The 25377-nt window shown below is 40.1% G+C and carries 25 protein-coding genes; 17 read left to right on the plus strand and 8 right to left on the minus strand.

Features of this window, described 5'->3' with window-relative positions; all coding sequences use genetic code 11:
* Nucleotides 1-457: 457 nt before the first annotated feature.
* From MHI18_RS15995 to MHI18_RS16005, 3 genes are all read right to left on the minus strand, one after another.
* A complete protein-coding gene (locus tag MHI18_RS15995) occupies nt 458-1330 on the minus strand; it encodes an SDR family oxidoreductase (protein WP_340848730.1) in 873 nt (290 codons plus the stop codon).
* Nucleotides 1331-1484: 154 nt separating this feature from the next.
* Entirely contained in the window at nt 1485-1976 is a 492-nt protein-coding gene (locus tag MHI18_RS16000) for a YajQ family cyclic di-GMP-binding protein (protein ID WP_040376040.1), read from the minus strand.
* 121 nt (nt 1977-2097) lie between these two features.
* On the minus strand, nt 2098-2961 hold the full coding sequence (locus MHI18_RS16005) for a DegV family protein (RefSeq protein WP_340848732.1): 864 nt from the start codon (nt 2959-2961) through the stop codon (nt 2098-2100).
* A gap of 152 nt (nt 2962-3113) precedes the next feature.
* Between MHI18_RS16005 and MHI18_RS16010 the strand changes: the two genes are divergently transcribed.
* Nucleotides 3114-3956, plus strand: coding sequence for a YitT family protein (locus MHI18_RS16010; protein WP_340848734.1), 843 nt, complete (start codon nt 3114-3116; stop codon nt 3954-3956).
* Nucleotides 3957-3995: 39 nt separating this feature from the next.
* On the opposite strand, the gene MHI18_RS16015 is transcribed toward MHI18_RS16010, so the two are convergent.
* The 3 genes from MHI18_RS16015 to MHI18_RS16025 form a co-directional block, all read right to left on the minus strand.
* On the minus strand, nt 3996-4199 hold the full coding sequence (locus tag MHI18_RS16015) for a DUF3813 domain-containing protein (RefSeq protein WP_340848735.1): 204 nt from the start codon (nt 4197-4199) through the stop codon (nt 3996-3998).
* Complete coding sequence (locus MHI18_RS16020; RefSeq protein WP_340848736.1) at nt 4199-4351, minus strand: hypothetical protein; 153 nt, start codon at nt 4349-4351, stop codon at nt 4199-4201. Before MHI18_RS16020 ends, MHI18_RS16015 begins: the two co-directional genes overlap by 1 nt.
* A gap of 80 nt (nt 4352-4431) precedes the next feature.
* The gene (locus tag MHI18_RS16025) at nt 4432-5253 is read right to left on the minus strand and encodes a Cof-type HAD-IIB family hydrolase (protein WP_340848738.1); all 822 of its coding nucleotides are present in this window, start codon (nt 5251-5253) and stop codon (nt 4432-4434) included.
* A 140-nt stretch (nt 5254-5393) separates the two neighbouring features.
* Here MHI18_RS16025 and MHI18_RS16030 point away from each other — a divergent pair, with 140 nt between their 5' ends.
* From MHI18_RS16030 to clpB, 12 genes are all read left to right on the plus strand, one after another.
* Complete coding sequence (locus MHI18_RS16030; RefSeq protein WP_340848739.1) at nt 5394-6176, plus strand: alpha/beta fold hydrolase; 783 nt, start codon at nt 5394-5396, stop codon at nt 6174-6176.
* Nucleotides 6177-6235: 59 nt separating this feature from the next.
* Nucleotides 6236-6544 carry a metal-sulfur cluster assembly factor gene (locus MHI18_RS16035; protein WP_040376046.1) on the plus strand — a complete coding sequence of 103 codons (309 nt, stop codon included), beginning with the start codon at nt 6236-6238 and terminating at the stop codon, nt 6542-6544.
* Between the two features lie 100 nt (nt 6545-6644).
* On the plus strand, nt 6645-7661 hold the full coding sequence (moaA, locus tag MHI18_RS16040; RefSeq protein WP_340848741.1) for a GTP 3',8-cyclase MoaA: 1017 nt from the start codon (nt 6645-6647) through the stop codon (nt 7659-7661).
* A 386-nt stretch (nt 7662-8047) separates the two neighbouring features.
* Nucleotides 8048-9082 carry an N-acetyl-gamma-glutamyl-phosphate reductase gene (gene argC / locus MHI18_RS16045; protein ID WP_340848742.1) on the plus strand — a complete coding sequence of 345 codons (1035 nt, stop codon included), beginning with the start codon at nt 8048-8050 and terminating at the stop codon, nt 9080-9082.
* A 19-nt stretch (nt 9083-9101) separates the two neighbouring features.
* A complete protein-coding gene (argJ, locus tag MHI18_RS16050) occupies nt 9102-10328 on the plus strand; it encodes a bifunctional ornithine acetyltransferase/N-acetylglutamate synthase (RefSeq protein ID WP_340848744.1) in 1227 nt (408 codons plus the stop codon).
* A gap of 12 nt (nt 10329-10340) precedes the next feature.
* Nucleotides 10341-11117 carry an acetylglutamate kinase gene (gene argB / locus MHI18_RS16055; RefSeq protein WP_340848745.1) on the plus strand — a complete coding sequence of 259 codons (777 nt, stop codon included), beginning with the start codon at nt 10341-10343 and terminating at the stop codon, nt 11115-11117.
* On the plus strand, nt 11114-12271 hold the full coding sequence (locus MHI18_RS16060; protein ID WP_340848746.1) for an acetylornithine transaminase: 1158 nt from the start codon (nt 11114-11116) through the stop codon (nt 12269-12271). Before argB ends, MHI18_RS16060 begins: the two co-directional genes overlap by 4 nt.
* A 78-nt stretch (nt 12272-12349) precedes the next feature.
* On the plus strand, nt 12350-13432 hold the full coding sequence (locus tag MHI18_RS16065; protein WP_340848747.1) for a carbamoyl phosphate synthase small subunit: 1083 nt from the start codon (nt 12350-12352) through the stop codon (nt 13430-13432).
* A complete protein-coding gene (locus MHI18_RS16070; protein ID WP_340848749.1) occupies nt 13425-16544 on the plus strand; it encodes a carbamoyl phosphate synthase large subunit in 3120 nt (1039 codons plus the stop codon). Before MHI18_RS16065 ends, MHI18_RS16070 begins: the two co-directional genes overlap by 8 nt.
* Nucleotides 16541-17494, plus strand: a complete 954-nt coding sequence (gene argF / locus MHI18_RS16075) for an ornithine carbamoyltransferase (RefSeq protein ID WP_340848750.1) — start codon at nt 16541-16543, stop codon at nt 17492-17494. Before MHI18_RS16070 ends, argF begins: the two co-directional genes overlap by 4 nt.
* 107 nt (nt 17495-17601) lie before the next feature.
* Entirely contained in the window at nt 17602-17781 is a 180-nt protein-coding gene (locus tag MHI18_RS16080) for a YjzC family protein (protein WP_040374455.1), read from the plus strand.
* A 172-nt stretch (nt 17782-17953) separates the two neighbouring features.
* Nucleotides 17954-20548, plus strand: coding sequence for an ATP-dependent chaperone ClpB (gene clpB, locus MHI18_RS16085; protein ID WP_340848751.1), 2595 nt, complete (start codon nt 17954-17956; stop codon nt 20546-20548).
* Nucleotides 20549-21668: 1120 nt separating this feature from the next.
* On the opposite strand, the gene MHI18_RS16090 is transcribed toward clpB, so the two are convergent.
* The gene (locus tag MHI18_RS16090; protein WP_340848752.1) at nt 21669-21857 is read right to left on the minus strand and encodes a YjzD family protein; all 189 of its coding nucleotides are present in this window, start codon (nt 21855-21857) and stop codon (nt 21669-21671) included.
* 221 nt (nt 21858-22078) lie between these two features.
* Here MHI18_RS16090 and MHI18_RS16095 point away from each other — a divergent pair, with 221 nt between their 5' ends.
* From MHI18_RS16095 to MHI18_RS16105, 3 genes are all read left to right on the plus strand, one after another.
* The gene (locus tag MHI18_RS16095) at nt 22079-22801 is read left to right on the plus strand and encodes a hydrolase (RefSeq protein ID WP_340848753.1); all 723 of its coding nucleotides are present in this window, start codon (nt 22079-22081) and stop codon (nt 22799-22801) included.
* A 92-nt stretch (nt 22802-22893) separates the two neighbouring features.
* Nucleotides 22894-23685 (plus strand): hypothetical protein, encoded by a 792-nt coding sequence (locus MHI18_RS16100; protein WP_340848754.1) that lies wholly within the window; start codon nt 22894-22896, stop codon nt 23683-23685.
* 86 nt (nt 23686-23771) lie between these two features.
* Nucleotides 23772-23954 (plus strand): ComZ family protein, encoded by a 183-nt coding sequence (locus MHI18_RS16105; protein ID WP_040374450.1) that lies wholly within the window; start codon nt 23772-23774, stop codon nt 23952-23954.
* Nucleotides 23955-23979: 25 nt separating this feature from the next.
* Here the strand turns inward: MHI18_RS16105 and MHI18_RS16110 are convergent, their stop codons facing one another.
* Nucleotides 23980-24231, minus strand: coding sequence for a hypothetical protein (locus MHI18_RS16110; protein ID WP_340848755.1), 252 nt, complete (start codon nt 24229-24231; stop codon nt 23980-23982).
* Nucleotides 24232-24430: 199 nt separating this feature from the next.
* On the opposite strand from MHI18_RS16110, the gene MHI18_RS16115 reads away from it, so the two are divergent.
* Entirely contained in the window at nt 24431-25366 is a 936-nt protein-coding gene (locus MHI18_RS16115) for a beta-ketoacyl-ACP synthase III (RefSeq protein WP_340848756.1), read from the plus strand.
* Nucleotides 25367-25377 lie beyond the last annotated feature (11 nt).

The following is a 25377-nucleotide window of genomic DNA, read 5'->3' on the forward strand; positions in this document are numbered from 1 at the left end:
GTTGTAGATAATCCTCAAATACTAACAAAGTATTTTATATTTAGTGATTCAACTGTTATTGCTAGTTTCTCGTAAAACAAGTTCTTAATAGAGAACAACGAGACAAGTTCGTATTAGTCTAATTACTAAAGGAGTGAAGATATGAGTGCATAACTCCATGAATTAATATCCTTTTTATACCAATAGGTAGATTTTATTTCTTTATAAAGAACAAGTCAAGCGTTTTTAAGAATGTTTTGATAGAATTTTAGAAAGGTAATAATCTGGAACATTTAAGGTAACCAAGATTATTGTGAAAAAAGATAGGTTTGAACCTAGCCTATAGAAAACTTAAAATTGTGAAGAAGTGGAAAATAACCAGGAGGGTAAAGTTAAAACAGGCTCAACCAACTAGATGCCATTTCAAAAAGGCAGCCCACCAGGTCCCCAAGACCCAACAAGCTGCCTGTTTTTTTATTTACCCATTCACAACAGTTCCGCCATTGACATGTATAACTTGTCCGCTGACATAGGATGCGTCTTCACTTGCTAGGTATACGTAGGCTCCTGCTAGTTCCTCAGGCTGTCCTGCGCGTCCCATTGGGGTGTTTGTGCCAAACTTGGCTACTTCTTCGTCTGAGAAGGATGCAGGGATGAGTGGGGTCCAGATTGGGCCTGGTGCGACTCCGTTTACACGAATGCCATCTTTGGATATGGAGTTGGAGAGGGCTCGTGTGAAGGAGAGGATGGCCCCTTTGGTTGACGAATAATCGATTAGGGTTGGATTTCCTTGATACGCTGTGATTGATGTTGTATTGATGATGCTGCTTCCTTTTTTTAGATGTGGTAATGCTGCTTTGGTTAGATAGAACATGGAGAAGATATTCGTTCTAAATGTTTTTTCTAGTTGTTCAGCAGTAATATCAGTCAGGCTTTGCTGTACATGCTGTTCAGCTGCGTTATTGACTAGGATATCCAGTGATCCAAAGGTTTCTATGGTTTGCTTAATTACGTCCTGACAGAAGGTTTCATCACCGATGTCTCCGGCTAATAGTAAGCATTTTTGCCCTTCTTTTTCGACTAATTCCTTTGTTGTCTTAGCATCTTCGTGTTCATCTAAATAAACGATGGCAACATCTGCGCCTTCTTTTGCATAGTAGATTGCCACGGATTTACCAATCCCGCTGTCGCCGCCAGTTATAATGGCGGTTTTTCCTTTTAATTTACCGCTGCCCTTGTAGGATTCTCTGACAGAATCTGGTTCAGGAGTCATTTTGGTTTCAGTACCCGGTTGATGTTCTTGATGTTGTGGTGGAAAACCTTGTTTATCTTGTTTTTGATTGCTACTCATACATAATCCCTCCAATTTTTTGTCTATATTTTGTTATTCCTCACTCTTGAAAAAATAAAACATGGAAATACCTAGATAATGAAAAAAAGTTAGAAGGGTAGTCTATTCATGACATCAAAATAAAAAAATCTCCATGCTTGGCATGGAGATTGCTTTATCTATAGTTGATAAATTGAACATCGATGGATAAGTCTGCGCCGCGAATGGCTGCGATGGCAGCTTGCAGGTCATCACGGTTTTTTCCAGTTACCCGGATTTGATCATCTTGAATTTGGGTCTTGACTTTAATGCCGCTGTTTTTTATGATAGTATTGATTTTTTTCGCTTGTTCTTTATCAATTCCTTGAATCAGTTTGGCACGTTGACGGACATTTCCGCCTGAAGCACCTTCGATTTTCCCATAATCAATATTACGAATCGGGACATCACGTTTAACCAGCTTGCTGATTAAGACATCTTTCAGCTGATCTAATTTGTACTCATCATCAGAAACCAAGACAAGTTCCTCTTTGTCGAGAGTAATATCACTTTTGCTGCCTTTAAAATCATAACGTGTTTTGATTTCTTTAAGTGCCATTGTTACGGCATTGGTTACTTCTGTAAATTCTACCTTTGAAACGACATCAAATGAATTTTCCTTACTCATGCCTTACCTCCAGCTTTTTTTGTTTCTTTTATTATAATTAAACTATACTGTTAAAACAACCAAAGTCATTCAACGTGCATAAAAAAGAAAAGCAATCGAAACTGCTTTTCCTGCTGTCTATTTATGAGGGCGGGTTTTCATCTAAGAAGAAGATGGCGATGGTACTTGGACCGGAATGAGCTCCGACTACGGCTCCAACGACATTAATAATGACATTTTTAGTCCCAAACTCATTTTGAATGGCTTCTTTCCATTCTAATGCGAGTGGCAGGTCATCTCCGTGACTGATAGCAATCGTTTGTTTATCGAGATCTACTCCGCGTTCGTGCATTAATTCTAATGTACGTTTAACTAATTTTTTCTTGCCGCGGATTTTTTCAAGCGGAATTAGTTTTCCGTCTTCTACATGCAGCAATGGTTTAATATTTAACAAACCGCCTACAAATGCAGAAGCTTTAGAAATTCGTCCTCCGCGGGCTAAATATTCTAGATTATCCACGGTGAAAAAATGAACCATATGCTGTGCATGATACGCAGCAGCGCGGCTAATGGTTTCTTTATCGGCACCAGCAGCGGCTAATTCGACCGCTTTCATGACTACAAGTCCTTGACCAAGTGATGCGCATTTCGTATCAATGATATCCAAGTCCAAGTCCGGATAGGTTTCCTTAACTTGGTTGTACACCATAACAGCCATTTGGTAGGTGCCTGAGAGTTCAGAAGAGAAAGCAATATAAACGGCCTGCTTCTTTTCAATCGCAAGTTGAGTAAACAGCTGGGTAACATATTCTGGTGAAGCCTGAGATGTTTTAGGAGCTTTTCCTTCGCGCATTGCTTGATATACTTCAGCCGGCTGAATCGTCTGCAAGTCTTCATAGTTGTCCCCATCTAAATGAACTTGAAGCGGGATAAATGAAACCTTATTTTCTTTATAGTAAGACAGCGGCAAATCACATGCACTGTCAGCTATGATGGTAACGCTCATAGCTACACCTGCTTTCCTATATTAGATATAAAATAATTACTATAAGTAAGTGTAGCACGACAATGAAAAAATACAATCCTATTCTCGTGTATAAGTTTATGATGATAGGGTAATAAGATAACAGGACACACCTTAGAATGGAGACAGATTAAATGTATATGATGGAAACGAAAAAAATGATTGTTGTCGTTATCGGTGCTTTTTTAAATGCGCTGGCAATGAATTTATTCTTAATCCCAGCTAATATCTATGCAAGCGGCTTTACTGGTTTGGCACAACTACTGTCAAGATTGGTTGGATCCTTTGCACCTTTTAACATTTCAACCGGTATTTTATTATTTATCTTAAATATCCCCGTAACGATTATAGCATGGAGGAAAGTAGGAAAGTCATTCACTTTTTATAGTTTTCTAAGTGTTATTCTAATGAGTGTATTCCTTGAAATGATTCCTATCGTTCATGTTTCCCCAGATATTCTGTTGAATGCCGTATTTGGTGGTGTGATTGCTGCTGTAGGTGTAGGGATTACGTTGAAATACGGTGCTTCTACTGGCGGGATGGACATTATTGCGATGCTTCTTTCACGAATGAAGGATCGACCTGTTGGTACGTACCTATTTGCCCTAAATGGAATTATTATTGTGACAGCAGGCTATATTTATGGACCTGAAAAAGCATTGTATACCATTGTCACACTTTACACCTCGACTAGGGTAATTGATGCGATTCATACGCGTCATGAAAAATTAACGGTGATGATTATTACGAAAAAAGCCGACGAATTGAAGCAAGCCATACATAGCAAGCTGGTTCGTGGAATTACGTCCCTTCCTGCTAAAGGCGGATTCACAAATGAAAATAAAGAAATGCTGATGATTGTGATTACACGGTATGAATTATATGAACTAGAGAAGGTTATCCAACAAACTGATTCACAAGCATTTACCAATATTGTAGAAACTGCACATGTATTTGGAATGTTTCGTAAGGATTGACAAAAGGCCTCTATCCGAAATGGATAGAGGCCTTTTTGGTTATTTCTTTCTATATTTCGAGCTTTCTAAATCAGACTGCAGTTCACTCAGCTGTTCCCTTTCGGCATCCGTAGAATTAGCGAAGGCCGATGAAAGTGCGTTTTGAGCAGTTTCCATCATTTCTTCGTCCGATTTGGATGAATGGTGTCCGTGAAGGGCTTCATCGACGAAATCACGGGCTTGTTGAAATAATTTATTTCCCATTAAAAGCCGCCATAGCTTTGTTCAGACATAACCTGCAGTCGTTTTTCTTCTGCTTCAGCATACGTAGAATGATAAGGAATTCGTTCAGCGTGCTGTGCAATAGCATTTTTCCCTTGTTGCACAAACCGTTTGGACTTATTTCTTTTACCCATTCGTACCGCCTCCGCATTTGTTATTGACACGTGTTTCGGTGTCTAGATTAGTTTAGCCAAGAGTCTAAAACTTACTATCCTTAAAATTTGGTCTTTATGTTGAACTTTTCCTGAAGGAATAATGCAATCCCGTCTTCTTCATTGGTTAAAGTAACTTCATTCGCTACATTTTTTAATTGATCAATGGCATTGCCCATTGCTACGCCTGTTCCTGCGTATTCAAGCATCTCTAAATCATTGTCTTCATCACCGAATGCAATGATACGTTCCACAGGAACATTCAGGTGCTGTGCCACTCGTTTAATGCCTACAGCTTTATTTAACCCTGTCTTAACCATTTCGATGACATGGAATGGATCAGCCCAGCGGCGATGATCAATAACCTCTGCGTGAACATCAGATAGATGCTGGCGAATGTCATCAACATGTTGTTGATCCGTATGAATGAGCATGCTAGTAGGGGAAGCGGTAAGGAAATTACGTAAATCGCCTGTTGTCACTTTAGGAGACCCGACTTGCATGAGATTAATTAACTTTTCATCATGATAATGGAAATAAACATCATCCTGAATTTCAGCAATGATATTGTGGTATTGGAAATTTTGCAGCGCTTCAACAATTTCTTTTGCCACTTTCATATCCATTGGAGAGTGATACGTCCCCCAGCTCTTATTACGAGGATGATGAACGAACGCTCCGTTAAAGTTAACAATTGGTGTTTGCAGACCTAGTTCATGATAATACATTTCACTGGAGCGATATGGCCGACCTGTGGCAATCATCACCTCATGGCCGTTTTCTTTTAGATGCATTAAGGTTTTTTTAGTGCGCTCTGATATGGCTTTCTCATCAGTAAGCAATGTTCCGTCTAAATCTAAAACAATTAAATGTTTTTCTGCCATTGTTTGTCACCTTCAGTTCTTTTGTTTGTGTTGATGTCTTAATAGTAACGTATTGTCAGACAATGTTAAATCTTTTTCATTAGGTGGTATTCAGGTATAGTGATATTATTCAAATATATGAAATGACTGGGGGAAATTCTTTGATTATCGTAGAAAAAGAACGTATTGCTGACATTCCCGTTTTACATGTGGCAAAACAAGATATATGGAAGGAAGTATCTCCTTTAGTTATTTTTATCCACGGTTTTGGGAGTGCAAAAGAACATAATCTGCATTATGCCTATTTGTTGGCAGAAAAAGGGTTCCGGGTTATTCTGCCTGATGTGGCTTGGCATGGTGAACGTGAAGAAGGACTTAAAGAGTCACAACTTCTAAACCACTTTTGGCCAATCGTTGTTCAAACGATAGATGAATTAGCAGTCATTAAGGATGAACTGCTGACAAGGAAATTAATTGATCCTACAAAAATTGGTGTTGCGGGAACATCCCTTGGCGGTATCGTGACAAATGGAGCGCTCGCTGTCTATGATTGGATTCATGCAGCTGTAAGTCTTATGGGAAATCCAGCTTATTTAGATTATGCCAAGCTTCAGTTAGAAACGATACAAAAGCATAATCCTAACTTTACTATATCAGACGAAGAATCGGAAAGACAAATGGCCTTAATCAGCAAGTATGATTTAAGTTTACAGCCGGAAAAATTAGCCGGGAGACCGCTGTTATTTTGGCATGGAGCCAAAGATCCGATTGTTCCTTATACATTTGCATACAAATTTTACGAATCAATCAGGCCGGCATATGAGCAAAATAAGCTTGAGTTTATTTTAGATACCAGAGCCGAGCATAAAGTCAGCAGATACGGACTCATTCAAACAGCAGAATGGTTTGCCAAGCATTTATCAAGAGTTGGGCAAAATACTTAATAAAATGGCTAATATCTGCTATGATAGAGATATCACAGCTCATAAAGGAGAGTCTTAATATGGATGCTGAATTAAAAGAGAGTATGATGGGTGCACTGGAACAAGTTATTGATCCAGAGCTTGGAATAGATATAGTAAATTTAGGTTTAGTCTACGATGTAGATTTAGATGAAGCAGGACAAGCAACGGTAACGATGACGCTGACAGCTATGGGATGTCCGCTGGCAGCAACTATTGTTGATCAAGTAAAATTGTCGCTTGAGGATTTACCAGAAGTGAAAGATACAGAAGTTAATATTGTTTGGAATCCAGGCTGGACCAAGGACCGCATGTCCCGGTATGCAAAGATTGCCTTAGGGATTCAGTAAAAATTATGGTACGATTGATTAGGCAGAAGGACAGGAGGCTGTTAATGGCCTCTAGACCAGGTTTCTGCCTTTTTTTAGTTCTTATAAGGGAGTGAAAGTAATGGACAGCATGAAAATAAAGGATGCGTTGGACAGACCCCTTAGAGATTTACGAATATCTGTTATTGATCGCTGTAACTTTAGATGCCAATATTGTATGCCGGCGGAAATATTTAATGAAAATTTTCATTTTCTCCCGCGCAATGAGCTTTTATCATATGAAGAAATAGAGAGAGTAGCAAAGATTTTTGCAAGTCTTGGAGTGGAAAAATTACGATTGACAGGCGGTGAACCTCTCTTACGTAAGGAATTGCCTGTTCTAATTGAAAAGTTATCGAAAATTGATGGTATAGATGATATCGGACTAACCACGAATGGTGTTTTCTTAAAGCGGTATGCGAAAGAACTAAAAGAAGCAGGGTTAGACCGTGTTAATATTAGTCTTGATAGTATCGATGATGAATTGTTTAAACAAATCAACGGACGTAATATTGGGACAAAGAAAGTAATGGAAGGAATCACTGCAGCTAAAGAAGCAGGCCTTGGCATTAAAATTAATATGGTTGTAAAAAAGGGATTAAATGAATCGCAAATCCTTCCAATGGCCAGGTACTGTAAAGAAGAAGGTGTCCAGTTGCGTTATATTGAATTCATGGATGTCGGCAGTACGAATGGCTGGCAAATGGACAATGTAGTAACGAAGAAGGAAATCCTGCAGATGCTGGAAAGTGAATTCGAGCTAGAGGCAGTAGAAGAAGATTACTTTGGTGAAGTAGCTAAGCGTTATCGCTATATAGGGACTGACAATCAAGTTGGCTTTATTACCTCAGTTTCAGAATCTTTCTGCGGCAGCTGTACACGAGCACGACTGTCAGCAAACGGAAGTTTATTTACTTGTTTATTTAATGGTAATGGACATGATCTTAAAGAACTGCTGCGTTCAGACATGAATGATGAAGACTTGCGTGACCACTTAATTGGTTGGTGGAATCACCGCAAAGACCGTTATTCGGATGAACGGATTGAAGGTAAAAATCAGAATCAGCAAAAAATTGAAATGTCCTACATTGGCGGTTAAGCAAATTATGCTTAACCGTTTTTTTTGTGCAGAAATATGCCCCGTGGGGTAATTTCCTGTTGTCAATTGTGCCCAAATGGGAATAGGCACCTCTAGACAGGAATATGCATAGTCCAGACGGGGTTACCGATATCTCAGACGGGAATAAAGGTATACCAGACGGGATTAACCATATATAGAGATGAAATACCCCTGACCTCCACTAGTAAAAATCCGACTTTGTCCTTAGAGAGCAAGCGAGGCGTGAATAACCTCCAGTAATACTCCTTTAATTATTAGAACAAACTCAATTATCTAAAATATTATAAAAATACAATTGATTTTATTTTTATTCAGTCATATAATAATAGAAATAAACAATAGGGAAATAAATTGGAGTTGATAGTTTGAAAGTTTCTATCGTAGGTGCAACGGGTTACGGGGGTCTAGAGTTAATAAGACTCTTACAAATGCATCCGAAGTTTACGATTACTTCTTTGCATACTTCTTCGAAATTCGGTGAACCGATTCATAATCAGTACGCACATCTATTACATGAAGAGTATCTATTGAATAAAATTGACCCAGAAAAAATAGCTAAACAAGCTGATATTGTTTTTCTTGCAACGCCGTCTGGGGCATCATCAGAATTGGTCGCTTCATTTAAGAACCTTGATATAAAAGTTATTGATCTCTCTGGTGATCTGCGATTAAAGACACCCGGTGAATATGAGAAGTGGTATAAACGTACACCAGCACCTGCTGATATCTTAAGTAAGGCAGTTTACGGACTTTCTGAATGGAATGCCGAACAAATCAAAGATGCAGAGATTCTAAGTAATCCTGGCTGTTATCCGACTGCGACATTACTTGGGTTAGCGCCGCTGTATAAAGAAGGTTTAGCAAGCGGTGAGGACGTAATTGTCGATGCCAAATCTGCTGTTTCAGGTGCTGGGAAATCACCAACAGATGCGACTCACTTTAGTACGATGAATGAAAATTTCAAGGTGTATAAGGTACACAGTCATCAGCATATTCCTGAAATTGAACAACAGCTGGGCATTTGGTCAGAAAAAAGTAAGCCCATTTCGTTCACTACTCATCTGGTTCCAATGACACGGGGAATTATGGCGACGATGTATGTGAAATTACAACAGAAAATGACCACAGAACAATTACATAAATTATATACAGAAACATATAAGAATCATCCATTTGTACGGATACAGCCAATCGGCAGCTTCCCTGCAACGAAGCAGGTATACGGCTCAAACTTTTGTGATATCGGTGTGGCTTATGATGAGCGTACGCAAAAAGCAACGATCATTTCGGTGATTGACAATCTGGTGAAGGGTGCTGCAGGCCAGGCCATTCAAAATGCGAATCTGATGATGGGGTACGAAGAAACGTCAGGGTTAATGACACTTCCTCTTTATCCTTAACCAAAATAGGAGGTACAAAATGAAAACACTTGAACGGAACATAACGATTCAGCTAGTGAAGGAAGGAAACATTCTTTCTCCAAAGGGATTCAAAGCAGCAGGTCTTCACGCAGGTCTCCGTTATTCAAAAAAAGATCTTGGCATGATTTTGTCGGATACGCCAGCATCCTGTGCAGCTGTTTATACGCAAAGCGTCGTTCAAGCAGCACCGCTGAATGTGACAAAGGAAAGCATTCAAACGGGAGGGAAAATTCAAGGAGTTATCGTTAATAGCGCCTGTGCCAATGCATGTACCGGCGAACAAGGTTTGAAGGATGCATACGAAATGAGAAATCATGCAGCCGCGAAATTTGGTTTGCCTGATCACTATATAGCGGTTGCATCGACGGGTGTCATTGGAGAATTTATGAAGATGGATAAAATTAAACAAGGCATCGAATTACTTGAGCCTACGACTGACGGTGCAGATGATTTTGAGCATGCAATCTTAACGACAGATACGGTAACGAAGCACTATGCTTGTCAAACAGAAGTGGATGGAAAGCTCATTACAATGGGCGGAGCAGCCAAAGGATCAGGAATGATTCATCCCAATATGGCTACAATGCTTGGCTTCATTACGACTGATGCTAATATCGAATCGGCTGACTTACAAAAAGTGTTATCAGAAATAACGGATGAAACATTTAATCAAATTACGGTAGATGGGGATACCTCAACCAATGATATGGTCTTAGTCCTGGCAAACGGGCAGGCTGGAAATAGTCCGCTGACTAAGAGTCATCCAGATTGGCCGCAGTTTGTAGCATTATTAAAACAAACGTCAGAGAATCTAGCAAAAGAAATTGCTAAGGACGGTGAAGGAGCAACTAAGCTTGTTGAAGTGAATGTAACAGGAACACAGACGAAACAGGAAGCACAAGTGCTTGCAAAAACGATTGTTGGATCAAACTTAGTGAAAACGGCCGTTTACGGAGCGGATGCAAACTGGGGAAGAATTATCGCGTCAATGGGCCGCAGCGGGGTAGAGTTTAATCCAGAAGATACGACCATTACCTTTGGTGAGATTACGGTTTTACAAAATGGAGAACCGGCTGCCTTCTCAGAAGCGGAGGCGAAATCCTATCTGGAAGAGCCAACGATCATCATCAATGTACGTTTAAATGAAGGGACGGAAGCGGGTACGGCATGGGGCTGCGATTTGACGTACGATTATGTGAAAATTAATGCAAGCTATCGTTCATAAGGAGTGAAACGGATGAAGGTGTTGGTCATAAAATGCGGCGGCAGTATTATTGATGAATTAGCTGATTCATTCTTCGAGAGCATTCGTGATTTGCAGGATCATCAATTTAAAATCCTCTTTGTTCATGGCGGCGGGCCTGATATAAATGCCATGTTAAAGCAAAATGATATTGAATCGGTATTCGAAAATGGATTACGCAAAACAACGGATGAAGTATTAGAAGTGGTGGAGCTTATGCTCGCAGGAAAATCAAACCGCAGTCTAGTTTATAAGCTGCAGCAGAATAAGATCAATGCCATTGGTCTTAATGGTTCGGATGGTAAGCTTCTGACAGGTGAGTTTGTTAATGAGCTTGTTCTAGGATCGGTTGGTGAAGTGATAGAGGTCAATACAGACCTGTTGCTGCAATTGTTAGAGGCGGATATCTGTCCGGTTTTGACCCCTATGGCAATTTCAACGTGCGGCAGGAAGCTGAATGTAAATGCTGATATGGCTGCAGGAGCGGTAGCTGAAGCACTGCATGCAGATATGTGTTTATTTATCACTGATGTCTCAGGCGTTATGAAAGAGAATAAATTACTTGCACAGTTAACGGCTGAAGATACACAAGCATTAATTAATGAGGGATCAATCTACGGGGGAATGATTCCAAAAGTTACAACGGCCCTATCCGTGTTAAATAAAGGAAGTAATGATGTTATGATTGTCAGCGGTAAAGAGCGCTTTTTTCAAAATCAGCAATTTATTGGAACTAAATTCTATAAAGAAGAAGGAAGGGTCTTACAATGACTGCACTATTCCCAACATATGCAAGATGGAAGATTGAACCAGATACCGCAAAAGGCAGCTGGCTGACCAGTAAGGAAGGGAAGAATTACCTTGATTATACGTCTGGTATCGGCGTCTTAAATTTAGGTCATGGCAACGAAACGGTAAAAGCTTCTGTAGAAAGACAGCTTGAGCGTTTTTGGCACACCTCTAATTTATTTGAAAACTCGGAGCAAGAACAGGCAGCCTTGTTACTAGCCAAAGCCTCTGGTCTTAATCGGACTTTTTTTGCGAATAGCGGGGCCGAAGCGAATGAAGCGGCGATAAAGCTTGCGCGAAAAGCGACAGGAAAAAGTAAAATTGTCACTTGTACTCAGTCGTTCCATGGCCGCACGTTCGCAACAATGGCCGCCACGGGGCAAGAGAAGATTCGAGTTGGATATGGAACGATGCTGGATGGATTTACACATGTGCCATATAACAATGCAGCCGCACTTGAGGAAGCAGTTGATGATCAGACAGCCGCGATTATGCTTGAAGTAGTGCAAGGTGAAGGTGGTATTCATCTGTTGGATACATCCTATGCAGAAGCAATCATGAAATTAAAAGATAAATACGATATTCTTCTTATCATCGATGAAATTCAAACAGGAATCGGCAGAACGGGTAAACCATTTGCATTTCAGCATTACGCCATTCAGCCAGACATTATAACCCTTGCAAAAGGACTCGGTAATGGTTTGCCTATCGGTGCAATGGTTGGCAGTGAAGACTTGGCTGAATTCTTTGGGCCGGGAAGCCACGGCTCAACATTCGGCGGGAATCCAATAAGTATATCCGCTGCAATAGCCGTACTATCTGAAGTGATGAATCCACAGTTTCTACAGGAAACAGCAGAAAAAGGAATCTACTTTATGCAACAGCTCAAATGGTGTTTAGAAAATTCAGAAGATATCGTCGAAATACGTGGACTTGGATTAATGATTGGGATAGAATTGAAAGATGAAGCAGCACCAATTGTACAAAAGCTGCAAGACTCGGGCCTTCTCCTCTTAACTGCTGGACCCAATGTTATTCGCATTCTCCCGCCGTTGACAACAGATAAAAATGAAATGGATCTTGCTGTAGAAAAGATATCAAACGTGTTGAAAATTGAATCAATACCGACAGCCTAAGGGCTGATTTTTTTACACATTGCTTGTATAAAAATACTTAAATATATATAAATATACGAACTAGATGAGGTGGATTTCATGGATAGCTATTTGCATTTATCAAACGGAAAGTCTTTTGAAGGAACCATTTTGAACGCAAGCCTAGACAAAACTGTAACAGGTGAACTTGTCTTTTTTACTGGCATGACAGGTTATCAAGAGGTCTTGTCGGATCCCTCTTATAAAGATCAAATTGTTGTATTTACCTATCCGCTTGTAGGGAATTACGGCATTAATGACCATGACTTCGAAAGTAAAAAACCTCATGTAGCAGGCGTTATCGTGTATGAAGGAGACATGGGGCATTCACATTATCAAGCACGTTATTCTCTGCAGGAATATCTTACGAAATGGGGAATTCCACTCTTAAGTCAAGTAGATACGAGAGCGGTTGTTAAAAACATCCGCAAAGAGGGTTCTATGATGGCAGCCATTTCTCCTGTAAAAGACATGCTGTTAGATACTGAAACAAAGGAAATGGTTCAGTCGGTAGCAGAGGTTTCTTCTAAAGATATCTCGGTTTTTGGAGCAGGAAAAAAACATGTTGTATTAATGGATTTTGGTTATAAAAAGTCAATCCTTAGTTCGCTGACTGACTTTGGCTGTAAAGTGACGGTCGTGCCATTTGATACAAGCTATGAAACAGTCAAACAATTAAACCCTGATGGAATTTTACTATCAAATGGACCTGGGAACCCAAAACAGCTTCAGTACTTATTACCGAATATCAAAAAAATTATTTCCAGTTACCCTACGCTTGGGATTTGTCTTGGACACCAGCTAACGGCTCTTGCCTTTGGTGGAGATACGAAGAAAATGCTTTTTGGACATCGCGGTGCCAATCAACCAGTGGTTGATCTAGAAACAAAACGTGTATACATGAGTTCCCAGAATCATAGTTTTGAAGTGGATGAATCCAGTCTTGCGAATACACACCTCTCTGTTCGGTTCCGTAATGTTAACGATGATACGGTTGAAGGCTTGTCACATAAAAACTTGCCTATATTGACAACACAGTATCATCCTGAAGCGAATCCAGGTCCAGTTGAAAGTATTATTCTTTTTGAGAATTTTTTACAGATGATAAATGAATACAGCGGGAGAGAACAAGCATATGCCTAAAAATCATTCTATACAAACCATCTTAGTCATCGGTTCCGGTCCAATCGTCATTGGGCAGGCAGCAGAATTTGATTATGCAGGAACTCAGGCCTGTCTAGCTTTGAAAGAAGAAGGATATAAAGTCGTCCTAGTGAATAACAATCCAGCAACCATCATGACCGATCATATGAATGCTGACGTGGTTTATTTAGAACCGCTTACAGTGGATATGCTGGAGAAAATCATTCAAAAAGAAAAACCGGATGGCTTACTAGCTACGCTTGGCGGACAAACGGGATTGAACCTTGCCTATCAGCTAGATGAAACAGGAATTTTAGAAAAGTATAATGTAACCTTACTCGGTACACCGATTGATTCAATTAAAAAGGGTGAAGACCGCGAGCTGTTTAGGGAATTAATGCTCGAAATTAATGAACCAGTTCCGGACAGTGTAATTGTGCATACGCTTGAAGAGGCTGTCGCTTTTTCCGAGGAAATTGGATTTCCAATCATCGTTCGTCCGGCATACACGTTAGGCGGTACTGGCGGGGGAATTTCAGATAATCTCGAAGATTTTAAGGAACTGGTCCGCGGCGGTCTGCAAGAAAGCCCAATCACACAGTGTCTGATTGAAAAAAGCATCGCAGGCTTTAAGGAAGTCGAATATGAAGTTATGCGTGACAGCAATAATACATGTATAACCATCTGTAATATGGAAAACATCGATCCAGTTGGGATTCATACAGGTGATTCAATCGTTGTGGCACCATCGCAAACCTTATCTGACGATGAATATCATATGCTTAGAACTGCTTCCATTAAAATCATCTCGGCACTAGGCATCATCGGCGGATGTAATATCCAATTCGCACTTGATCCTAACAGTAAACAATATTATCTAATTGAAGTTAACCCGCGGGTTAGTCGCTCATCAGCTTTAGCATCAAAAGCAACTGGGTATCCAATTGCGAGAATTGCAGCGAAGCTGGCAGTCGGATACCATTTAGCAGAAATCATTAACCCTGTGACCAAAAGCACCTATGCAAGTTTTGAGCCTGCATTAGATTATGTAGCAGTTAAGTTTCCACGCTGGCCATTTGATAAATTTACGACAGCTGATCGTAAACTTGGAACACAAATGAAAGCGACTGGAGAAGTGATGGCTTTACATCGCAGCTTTGAAGGTGCTGTGCAAAAAGCAGTCGATTCCCTCGAATTAAAGACACTAGGGCTTAATCTTTTATCCCTGAGCGAAAAAAGTATCGATGAGCTTTGGGAAATGCTCTTTGCTAAAACCGATGAACGGATATTTGTCATTTTTGAAATGCTCCGTAAAGGGGTTACCGAAAAAGAAATTCATGAAGCAACGAAAATTGACTACTTCTTCCTTCATTCCTTTAGCTTACTAATTAATATCGAAAAAGAAATCGCTGATCAGCAGTTAGAAGAAATGAGTAAAGCGGCGATGCAGCGTATTAAAGAAAAAGGATTTTCAGATCGGTATCTGGCTTCAGTCTGGAAAACGGACGAAGCGACTGTTAGGCACTATCGTCAAGAACTTGGAGTCAAAGCTGTGTATAAGACGGTTGATACATGTGCAGCAGAGTTCGAATCACATACTAATTATTTTTATTCCACGTACTTTGGAGAGAATGAACAACAAAAAACATCCAAGCCTAAGGTGCTGATGATCGGCAGTGGTCCCATTCGTATTGGACAGGGAATTGAGTTTGATTATTGTTCAGTACATGGCGTATATGCCCTGCAGGGTGAGCAGGTAGAAACGGTAATGATTAATAGTAATCCAGAAACCGTGAGCACGGATTTTGCAACAGCTGATCGTTTATACTTTGAACCACTTACGCTTGAATATGTGTTAAATGTAATTGAAGCCGAGGATATTACCGATGTGATTGTCCAATTTGGCGGTCAAACGGCTATCAATTTGGCACAGGGTCTTGAAGAATATGGTGTGAACCTGCTTGGTACATCCTTTGATAGTTTGGATCAATTGGAAGATCGAGATCGCTTCTATCAACTCCTTCAAAAACTTGAGATTCCTCATGTCCCAGGTGCTATGGCAGCTGATCAAAAAGAACTTGTTCAACAGGCAGAAGGCATTGGATTTCCTGTGTTAATCAGACCCTCATATGTTATAGGCGGTCAGGGAATGGAAATAATCCAAGACAAATCTGCTCTGGAGCATCGAATGAATGAAGGAACAGCGATTGTTTATCCAGTCTTAATTGACTCATATATCCCAGCAAAAGAAGTCGAAATTGACTTAATTGCTGATGGAAGTGACATTTATATTCCGTTAATTGCCGAACATGTTGAAAAAGCAGGCGTTCACTCTGGAGATAGTATGGCCTTATTCCCAGAAGTCTCCCTTTCAGATGAAACGAAAGGTTTAATTGAATCTTACGCTAAGAAGCTTGTCGTGGAACTAGATTATAGAGGGCTAATGAATATTCAATTTGTCATTGATGGGGAACAGGTATATGTACTGGAAGTTAATCCTCGTGCAAGCAGGACGATTCCAATTATTTGTAAAATAACTGGTGCCCCAATGGTTCAAGCAGCAACAAAAATATTGCTTGGGAAATATAAATTGTCGAATTTATTCGAAAAAACAGGATTAAATGAAAATCTTAGCTTTGCTGCTGTGAAATATCCTGTCTTTTCAACATTTGCTTTAAGCGGACTCGATTCCAAAGTTGGACCGGAAATGAAATCAACAGGAGAAGGGATCGCTATTGCTGATACGGTAGAGGAGGCACTTGCAAAGGTGTACCATCCAAATCGTGCAGTGAATAAAACGGCCATTTATCATAGTTCATCCGTTCACGTAAATGCCGTTTCCGAACAAATGGGACTTGAAGCAGGCATGACTTTCCAAAGCGGAGACTTTGAAGGTTTCTTGAAACAAGGGAATGGAGCAGCTGTTCTTGCTTATGGAACAACGAAAGAAGATCAACGTCTACGAGTAATGGCAGCAAAATATCGGATTCTTGCCTTTACAGAGGAGTCAACCTTTACTGCTTATTTACAGTCGTTAACACATGATGAGATTAAAGCAGTTTCCCTTCAGGAATGGCTTGAAAAAATCCCACAAGGAGTGACACCTATATGAGCGTGAAAACACTTGAAAAACAAATTATCGGACAAAAAGATTTTCTAACACTTAGAGATCTCTCAACAGATACGATTTTAAATCTATTGGCATCTGCAGAAAAGATCAAAGAGAAATTACAGGCAGGGGTCGAATACACCCCTTTAAAAGGGAAAACGCTCGGGATGATTTTTGAAAAATCTTCTACTAGAACGAGGGTTTCCTTTGAAGTAGGTATGCTTCAATTAGGTGGGAACGCTTTATTTTTAAGCAGTAATGATATCCAAATTGGCCGCGGTGAAACGATTTCTGATACAGCGAAAGTCCTTTCTGAATATATCGATGGCATAATGATTAGAACGTTTGGTCATGACAAAATTGAAGAGTTGGCGAATGCAGCAACCATTCCTGTTATTAATGGGCTAACGGACACCTATCACCCTTGCCAAGCACTAGCAGATTTACTCACAATCAAAGAAATTAAAGGTTCACTTAAAGGGTTAAAACTAGCTTATATTGGTGATGGAAATAATGTTGTTCACTCACTCATGCTTGCATGTGCTAAAACAGGCATTGATATTGCTATCGCTTCACCAAAGGGCTATGAACCGGATGCGGATATTGTGAAGTTTGCCGAAGAAGCAGCTGAGAGCCAGGGCAGTAAGGTTCTTGTGACACAATCACCAATCGATGCCATTAAGGACGCGGATATCGTTTATGCTGATGTTTGGACATCAATGGGATATGAACAGGAAAATATTACGAGACTTGAGGTATTTAAACCCTATCAAATCAATGCAGAATTGATTAAGCATGCGAAGCCTGATTATTTGTTTATGCATTGTTTACCGGCACATCGTGGTGAAGAAGTCACTGGAGAAATTATCGACGGCCCCAATTCGGTCGTCTTCCATCAAGCAGGTAATCGACTTCATGCTCAAAAAGCTGTGCTCGTTGATTTACTCTCATAAAAAAAGTGCCTGCAGACACCTGCAGGCACTTTTTTTAAATACTAATATTCATGAAATCAGTAACACACGGAAACAATAAGAATGCAGCCGGTTAAAGGAGGGTTCCTGTGGGACAAAATCATCAATTTAAAGCAGGTCAAAAAGCACCTAATAATGGGGTATATGTTGAAATTGGAGAAACGGGAAGCACTGTTCTCAACCCTCAGAAGGTCAAGCTTAATGCGGGGGATCATTTTCCTGATACGACGAATCAGAACCGTGTTTGGATGTATCAACGCAAACCTTAAAAAAAATCCTTTCCTCCTGGTTATGCAGTGAGGAAGGGTTTTTTTCTTACATAGAGCCATAAAAATCATTATTTAAAGGACATGGTTTTTGCTTTACATCTCTTTGGAAACTAGTATAATTAAGTAAAGGTCAAAAAAGGTCAAACTTTTCATCGGATAGGAGGAACCAAAGTTGGATATGAAGAAAATGACAGACAAATTACAGGATGCCTTTGTAAGTGCTCAAGAAATAGCCCTAAACCAAAAGAATCCTGAGTTGAATGAATTCCATTTGCTATCGGCTTTAATTTCTCAGGACGATAGCATGTTGGCAAGGGTGTTATCTGAAAATGGTCGCCCAGTTAAACGGTTTACTGATGAACTGCAAACTGAACTATCTAAGCTGCCACAGGTTTCCGGTACAAACAGCGGGCTGTATATGTCTAGTTCCTTGCAAACCATTTTAGATGCAGCTGAAAAACAGATGCGCGAATTTGAAGATGAATATTTGTCAGTCGAACATATTTTACTTGCCATTGTGAAAGAAAATAAGCAAGGCATCAAGAAGCTGTTTGCGCCTTTCGATATTACGTATCAATCGATGCTCGCCATTATTAAACAAATTAGGGGGAATCAACGGGTGACAAGTCAAAATCCAGAAAACACCTATGAGGTTTTAAAAAAATATGGCCGGGATCTAGTGGCTGAAGTACGCAATGGGAAAGTAGATCCAGTTATCGGCAGGGATTCGGAAATTCGGAACGTTATACGAATTTTATCTCGAAAAACAAAAAATAATCCAGTCTTAATAGGGGAGCCAGGCGTCGGGAAAACGGCGATTGTGGAAGGACTTGCACAACGGATTGTTCGTAAAGATGTCCCAGAGGGCCTGAAAGATAAAACCGTATTTTCTCTTGATATGAGCTCGCTTGTTGCAGGAGCCAAATTCCGCGGCGAATTTGAGGAGCGGTTAAAGGCCGTATTAAATGAAGTGAAAAAAAGTGATGGGAAAATTCTCTTGTTTATTGACGAGCTCCACACCATTGTTGGGGCAGGACGCACGGATGGGGCAATGGATGCCGGTAATATGCTGAAGCCTATGCTTGCTAGAGGAGAACTTCATTGTATTGGAGCGACAACGCTTGATGAATATCGTAAATATATCGAAAAAGATCCTGCACTTGAACGAAGATTTCAACAGGTGCTTGTTAGTGAACCAGATGTTGAAGATACCATCTCGATTCTACGCGGCTTGAAAGAACGATACGAAGTCCATCACGGAGTGAGAATACATGATCGTGCTCTAGTAGCAGCTGCGTCCTTATCCAATCGCTATATTACGGATCGTTTCTTACCTGATAAGGCTATTGATTTAGTAGATGAAGCCTGTGCAATGATTCGTACGGAAATCGATTCGATGCCGACTGAGCTTGATGAAATTACCCGTAAAGTGATGCAGCTAGAAATAGAAGAAGCTGCATTAAATCTTGAAGATGATCCGCAAAGCAAAGAGCGCCTTTCTGTGTTGCAAAAGGAATTAGCAGACCAGCGTGACATGGCCAATAGTATGAAAGCACGTTGGCAGATGGAAAAGTCATCACTCCAAGATGTTCAAGACTATCGGGAGCAGCTCGAAAAGCTGCGCAGGGAACTGGAAAAAGCAGAAGATGAATACGATTTGAATAAAGCAGCCGAATTGCGTCATGGGAAAATTCCACAAAAAGAAAAAGAACTAGCGGCTTTAGAAATCCAACTTGAAAGTGAGAAAAAAGATTCTCGTTTGCTGCGTGAAGAGGTTACAGAAGAAGAGATAGCCTCCATTGTCGCCCGCTGGACAGGTATACCAGTCGTTAAACTGGTTGAAGGTGAACGTCAGAAACTATTGAAACTAGCGAATATCCTCCATGAACGCGTAATTGGACAAGATGAAGCGGTTGAACTGGTATCAGATGCTGTTTTACGAGCTAGAGCAGGAATTAAAGATCCAAACCGTCCAATTGGCTCCTTTATTTTCCTTGGACCAACAGGTGTTGGAAAAACAGAACTAGTGAAAGCTTTAGCAGAAACCCTATTTGATAGTGAAGAGCATATGATTCGGATTGACATGTCCGAATATATGGAAAAACACTCCGTTTCCCGTTTGATTGGAGCTCCCCCTGGATATGTTGGATTCGAAGAGGGAGGTCAGCTTACGGAAGCTATCCGCCGCAAGCCTTACTCAGTCATCTTGCTGGATGAAATTGAAAAGGCACATCCAGAAGTATTTAATATACTCCTGCAAATGCTGGATGACGGCCGGATTACGGACTCGCAGGGTCGTACCATTGACTGTAAAAACACAGTTATTATTATGACATCAAATATTGGGTCCCAGTACCTTCTGCAAGCTGCAAATCCAGAAGAAGGTATTGAAGAAAGTATAAAAGACCAAGTGTTTTCTGAATTAAGAGGGCATTTCCGTCCAGAGTTACTCAACCGGATCGATGACATCATCTTATTTAAACCTTTGTCTAAAAAAGAAATCGTTCAAATTGTAGCTCAGATGGTTATGCAGCTAAAACTTCGCCTGCAAGATCAGCAAATTGACTTGGATATATCCGATGCAGCGAAGGAGTTCATCGCCGAACAGGGATATGACGCTGTATATGGAGCCCGTCCACTGAAACGGTTTATTCAAAAACAAGTAGAAACAAAACTCGCCCGTGAAATTATTGCGGGAACGTTAGAAGGACAGCATGAAGTATTAATTGATTACAAAAATCAGGAATTAGTACTAACGATAAACTAATCTCGAACCAAAAAGAGGTAGACTGCCACATGCAGTCTACCTCTTTTTGGATTTGAGATTCTAAGACAAACCTTAGCTGCAGAAATTAACGCCAAAGCAAGATGCTCTGGTAACTGGGAAGACCGGGGTGTTGAGGCATTAACCTGGAATTAAGTGATCATCGTGACTATCTAACGGCTAGATACACTTATTTACTAGACAAATCGTCATTAGAACCTACGCTGTATTAGCATCTCGGAAAATCAGTATGTGCGAAACTGAGGGGAATGTGTGCGGAACAGAAGAGTTTATGTGCGCTTGAGCTTATTTATGTGCGGAAACGGGGAAATCTTGTGCGCTTGGAGTGATTTTATGTGCGGAAGCCTATTGTGGGGATGACGTAGAAAAAGAAGCTGAGTAGATCGGGTTGTTAAAAATGTGTCATTAACCTGGAATTTAGTGATCCTTGAGACTATCTAAAGTCCAATACGTTTATTTATTAGGCAAACTTGTTCTTGAACATGCGCTGCACAGGCGTTTTTAGCATCTCGGAAAATCAGTATGTGCGGAACTGAGGGGAATGTGCGCGGAACAGAAGAGTTTATGTGCGCTTGAGCTTATTTATGTGCGGAAACGGGGAAATCTGTGCGCTTGGAGTGTTTTTATGTGCGGAAGCCTACTGTGGGGAGGAAGTAGAAAAAGAAGCTGAGTAGATCGGGGTTGTTAAAAATGTGTCATTACCCTGGAATTGAGTGATCCTTGAGACTATCTAAAGTCCCATACGTTTAATTAATAGGCAAACTTGTTCTTGAACATGCGCTGCACAGGCGTTTTTAGCATCTCGGAAAATTAGTATGTGCGAACTCAGGGGAATGTGTGCGGAACAGAAGATTTTGTGCGCTTGAGCTTATTTATGTGCGGAAACGGGGAAATCTTGTGCGCTTGTAGTGTTTTTATGTGCGGAAGCCTATTGTGGGGAGGATGCCGAAAAGTTGTTGTTAATGGAACGGAATTAGCCAAGTCCAGCTAAAGACCTGAGCTTCAAGAATCTTTCATCTCGTTCTCAAAATCCGAATTTTCCACATAAAAAAAGAGGCATCACAGTTGTGTGCCTCGGGACTAAATGTGGACTTCAAATCAATCAATGATGAGCTTCTTTTGCGGGACCTTCAGGGATGATAGCTGGAATAATCATAATAAGAATTGGCGCTGCAATTCCTAAGATTGTACCAGTTGTGAAGTCATAAGTAGCTCCGATCATGGATGAAACAACATATGTAAGCATATGTGCTAAAATGAATGTCCAGAAAAATGTCATAATAAATTTCATTAATGTTCACCCCATTCCACTGCAATCATCTTTATCATACCATAATTAATATGCAGTTAAAACGGGTTATTTATAAATTATTCTGTAAAAATAGAGGTGGTTGTCCATTTTTCTTTTTCTATTCCTATTTGGGCATGATACGATAGGCATATCCCCTATCAAAATAATATACGAGGCATAGAGTATATAGTAAGCAAGACTTCTTAAAGGAGCATGTAATCATGGAACAGCGAACATTTCTATTCGATGGACAATGGAATATCGTCTATTATCCCGTACAGCCGAGTGGTTTTGGGGTCCTCGTCATTGGAGACCGAACTCATTTTGTGGAAGAGAACACTAGTTATTGGATCCAGCATCCTGGTCGAAAGCAAATACTAGACCATTTAAAGAGTGCGGGGTATGTGTTATTTTCTTCAAACTTATATGGGGCAAATTGGGGGAGTGCGAAATCCGCTGATCTTGCAGCAAAACTATATTATATGATGATGAAAAGCGAGATTCTTAATCAGAATGTTCATATTTTGGCTGAAGGTTCTGGCGCACTTACTGCATTAAGTTTAATGGAAAAAATGGGCGATCACATTCGTTCAGCAGTGTTTATCAATCCTACTTTGTTTCTTAAACAAAAAATGGACAAGGAAAAGGAAAATGTCTTTTTCTATAAAAAGTGGCTCCACGAAGCAGCGGAAGCGAATGAAATGACACCAAAGGAATATGAAGGCTTGATTAGTAGTAAGGACAGTATGCCTCAATTATCAAATGTACCGCTTAAAATTATTCAAGTGTTAGAGAGAACGGATGAAAAACTTCATAAATTGTATCGTGATCTACAAAATCAAGAGGGGCCAGAAGTGGATATCACGTATCTCCTGCCGGAAAAAAGATACAAAATTGCTTCTCAAATTCAAAGATTTTTTAAACTCTATGAAGGCTCTTTATAAAGAGTCTTTTTTACATACTTTTTTCTTCTGAACTATTCTTCAGACTACCTGCATACGATACAGCAAGAACTTACATGTATGGAGGCGGAAAGATGGAACAATCAATCGTAATCGGTGCTCACCAATTTATCGGCTTTCACCTGACGAATGAGTTGCTTGAAAAAGGAAAAACAGTAATCGGTATAGACGATTCGACGAATAAAGAAACCAATGAGATGGACCTGTATATCGGGCGTAATGCTAATTATTCATTTTTAACCTTAGAGCAGCTTAAGGAAGTAAAGGTTTCGGAGCAGACTACAGTCTTTATAGATTGGTATGATATTCAGATTAATCGTGAAAATTGTCGTATATCTGCCGAAGAGATTACGAACGTTCTTCAACGCTGGGGAGAGCATAAGGAGCCGAATGTCCTCGTCTTATGTCCAATGGTACAAGAGAGTGAAGAACCCTTTATAGAATGGAAAAGGATTAAATCGGAAAAAATCATTTATCTGCCGACTGTATATGGGCCATGGCAGCCTGTAACAATGGCTTTTGCAGCAGCAATTAGTGATGTTGATACAAACGATATACGGACGTTCAAGAATGACTTTCGCCTAGACGCCATCTTCATCGATGATGTTCTTAATGCACTTACAGAGATTCAAAAACAAGAACATCAAACAATTATTTTAGAAAGTACGAGTGAAAATCAGTGGGCAGCTTGTGCGGCAGAATTAAACAAACCTGAACTTATCGAAACGCTTACATCTAAGGAGAATAGGGTATATAATGAAAAAGCTGTTTATCATAAAGTGATTAACTCTGTTTCGCCAAAACAAGGGATCGCTTTACAAATCGAACATTTTGAAAAAATGAAGCGTTTGAGTATAAGGGAGTAACAGAGATAGAAGAAATTTTTTTGCAGGTAGTGTAGAATAAAAAAAGGGTAAATGAAAAAGGATAGCGTGGAAGGAGGATGGATAGAATGTCAGAAGATAAAACATTAGAATTTATGGGGATTGCTATGAAGTACTTCCCAGAGGCAAAAGCAAAATTAGACGCTTCAGGTATTGATTTTACAATGGATTTAGCTGAGCCGTTTATGGATTTATTTAAAAAAATTATGCAAGAAGCATATGAACTGGGAATAAAAGATGCAACGAAATAAGGAATCGGCAGTCTTAAAGGACTGCCTATTTTTTTTCGCCGCTTAATTTCGTTAATAAGGTGATAAGTACCGGACTTAACTTTTTCAACGAAGGCTTCAAATCATCGTAAACAGTCATTAATGTATCAACGCTCTCCATTAACTGCATATAATCTATCGTTGATTCAGGAGCGGGAGGTTCAATGGGTTCTTTTTGTGGAGTTTCTCTTGATGGGAACATCATCCGAGAGAAGGGGTCTTTTCGAACCGATGGTTGCTGTGTTTCTTCGTTTTCCATAGCGTTACTCTCCTTATTAAACGTTTTGTTACTACTATATGTCTGCTATATTGGAAAGGCGCAGGCTCATGTCCGGATACAAGGAAAAGAATACCGCTCCTAAACAAGTTCTTGCAACATGGTCTAGTTTTGTATAAAATTAGTACCAGGTAATATTAATTGATGATAATATTTTATTTATAAATAAGGGGCTGGTACTATGAATGCTGGGATACTTGGAATGGGCCGCTATTTGCCAGAAAAGGTTTTAACTAATTTTGATTTGGAAAAAATGATGGATACTTCTGATGAATGGATCCGTACCATGACTGGAATAGAAGAACGCCGAATTGCTTCTGATGATTGTCATTCTTCGGATATGGCTTATGAGGCAGCAAAAGCGGCATTAAAGGATGCAGAAATAAACGCTGAAGATATTGATTTAATTCTAGTGGCAACAGTTACACCTGATCAGCCATTTCCTACTGTTGCATGTATGCTCCAAGAAAAGCTTGGTGCAAAAAAGGCAGCAGCAATGGATGTGAGTGCGGCATGTGCAGGATTTATGTATGCAATGATTACGGCTTCGCAGTTCATTGCTACTGGAGCGTATCGTCATGTTCTAATTGTCGGTGTTGAAAAACTCTCTAGTGTAACAAATTGGAATGACCGTAATACAGCTGTCCTTTTTGGAGATGGCGCTGGTGCAGCAGTTATTGGTCCTGTATCTGAAGGACGCGGAATTCTTTCGTTTGAATTAGGTGCTGACGGTACAGGTGGACCTCATTTGTATCAAAATGAAGACCATATCGTGATGAATGGCCGTGAGGTGTTTAAATTTGCGGTTCGTCAGATGGGGGAATCTTCATTAAATGTGATAGAAAAAGCAGGGCTGACACTGGACGATATTGATTTTCTAGTTCCTCATCAGGCAAATATCCGCATTATGGAAGCGTCAAGAGAACGTCTGAAGCTCCCAGTTGAAAAAATGGCGAAAACGGTTCATAAATATGGAAATACTTCTTCGGCATCTATTCCAATCGCTATGGTGGATGCATATGAAGCAGGTAAAATTAAGGATGACGATGTCCTTGTATTAGTAGGCTTTGGCGGAGGATTAACATGGGGCGCCATTGCTCTCCGCTGGGGTAAATAAAAGAAAAAAAC

The sequence above is a fragment of the Peribacillus sp. FSL H8-0477 genome (assembly GCF_038002765.1).
GTDB lineage: Bacteria > Bacillota > Bacilli > Bacillales > DSM-1321 > Peribacillus.

Excerpts from the sequence above, each read along its gene's own strand:
- MHI18_RS15995 (WP_340848730.1), bottom strand. The coding sequence starts at position 1,330 with ATGAGTAGCAATCAAAAACAAGATAAACAAGGTTTTCCACCACAACAT.
- MHI18_RS16000 (WP_040376040.1), bottom strand. The coding sequence starts at position 1,976 with ATGAGTAAGGAAAATTCATTTGATGTCGTTTCAAAGGTAGAATTTACA.
- MHI18_RS16005 (WP_340848732.1), bottom strand. The coding sequence starts at position 2,961 with ATGAGCGTTACCATCATAGCTGACAGTGCATGTGATTTGCCGCTGTCT.
- MHI18_RS16010 (WP_340848734.1), top strand. The coding sequence starts at position 3,114 with ATGTATATGATGGAAACGAAAAAAATGATTGTTGTCGTTATCGGTGCT.
- MHI18_RS16015 (WP_340848735.1), bottom strand. The coding sequence starts at position 4,199 with ATGGGAAATAAATTATTTCAACAAGCCCGTGATTTCGTCGATGAAGCC.
- MHI18_RS16020 (WP_340848736.1), bottom strand. The coding sequence starts at position 4,351 with ATGGGTAAAAGAAATAAGTCCAAACGGTTTGTGCAACAAGGGAAAAAT.
- MHI18_RS16025 (WP_340848738.1), bottom strand. The coding sequence starts at position 5,253 with ATGGCAGAAAAACATTTAATTGTTTTAGATTTAGACGGAACATTGCTT.
- MHI18_RS16035 (WP_040376046.1), top strand. The coding sequence starts at position 6,236 with ATGGATGCTGAATTAAAAGAGAGTATGATGGGTGCACTGGAACAAGTT.
- moaA (WP_340848741.1), top strand. The coding sequence starts at position 6,645 with ATGGACAGCATGAAAATAAAGGATGCGTTGGACAGACCCCTTAGAGAT.
- argJ (WP_340848744.1), top strand. The coding sequence starts at position 9,102 with ATGAAAACACTTGAACGGAACATAACGATTCAGCTAGTGAAGGAAGGA.
- argB (WP_340848745.1), top strand. The coding sequence starts at position 10,341 with ATGAAGGTGTTGGTCATAAAATGCGGCGGCAGTATTATTGATGAATTA.
- MHI18_RS16060 (WP_340848746.1), top strand. The coding sequence starts at position 11,114 with ATGACTGCACTATTCCCAACATATGCAAGATGGAAGATTGAACCAGAT.
- MHI18_RS16065 (WP_340848747.1), top strand. The coding sequence starts at position 12,350 with ATGGATAGCTATTTGCATTTATCAAACGGAAAGTCTTTTGAAGGAACC.
- MHI18_RS16070 (WP_340848749.1), top strand. The coding sequence starts at position 13,425 with ATGCCTAAAAATCATTCTATACAAACCATCTTAGTCATCGGTTCCGGT.
- argF (WP_340848750.1), top strand. The coding sequence starts at position 16,541 with ATGAGCGTGAAAACACTTGAAAAACAAATTATCGGACAAAAAGATTTT.
- MHI18_RS16090 (WP_340848752.1), bottom strand. The coding sequence starts at position 21,857 with ATGAAATTTATTATGACATTTTTCTGGACATTCATTTTAGCACATATG.
- MHI18_RS16095 (WP_340848753.1), top strand. The coding sequence starts at position 22,079 with ATGGAACAGCGAACATTTCTATTCGATGGACAATGGAATATCGTCTAT.
- MHI18_RS16100 (WP_340848754.1), top strand. The coding sequence starts at position 22,894 with ATGGAACAATCAATCGTAATCGGTGCTCACCAATTTATCGGCTTTCAC.
- MHI18_RS16105 (WP_040374450.1), top strand. The coding sequence starts at position 23,772 with ATGTCAGAAGATAAAACATTAGAATTTATGGGGATTGCTATGAAGTAC.
- MHI18_RS16110 (WP_340848755.1), bottom strand. The coding sequence starts at position 24,231 with ATGGAAAACGAAGAAACACAGCAACCATCGGTTCGAAAAGACCCCTTC.
- MHI18_RS16115 (WP_340848756.1), top strand. The coding sequence starts at position 24,431 with ATGAATGCTGGGATACTTGGAATGGGCCGCTATTTGCCAGAAAAGGTT.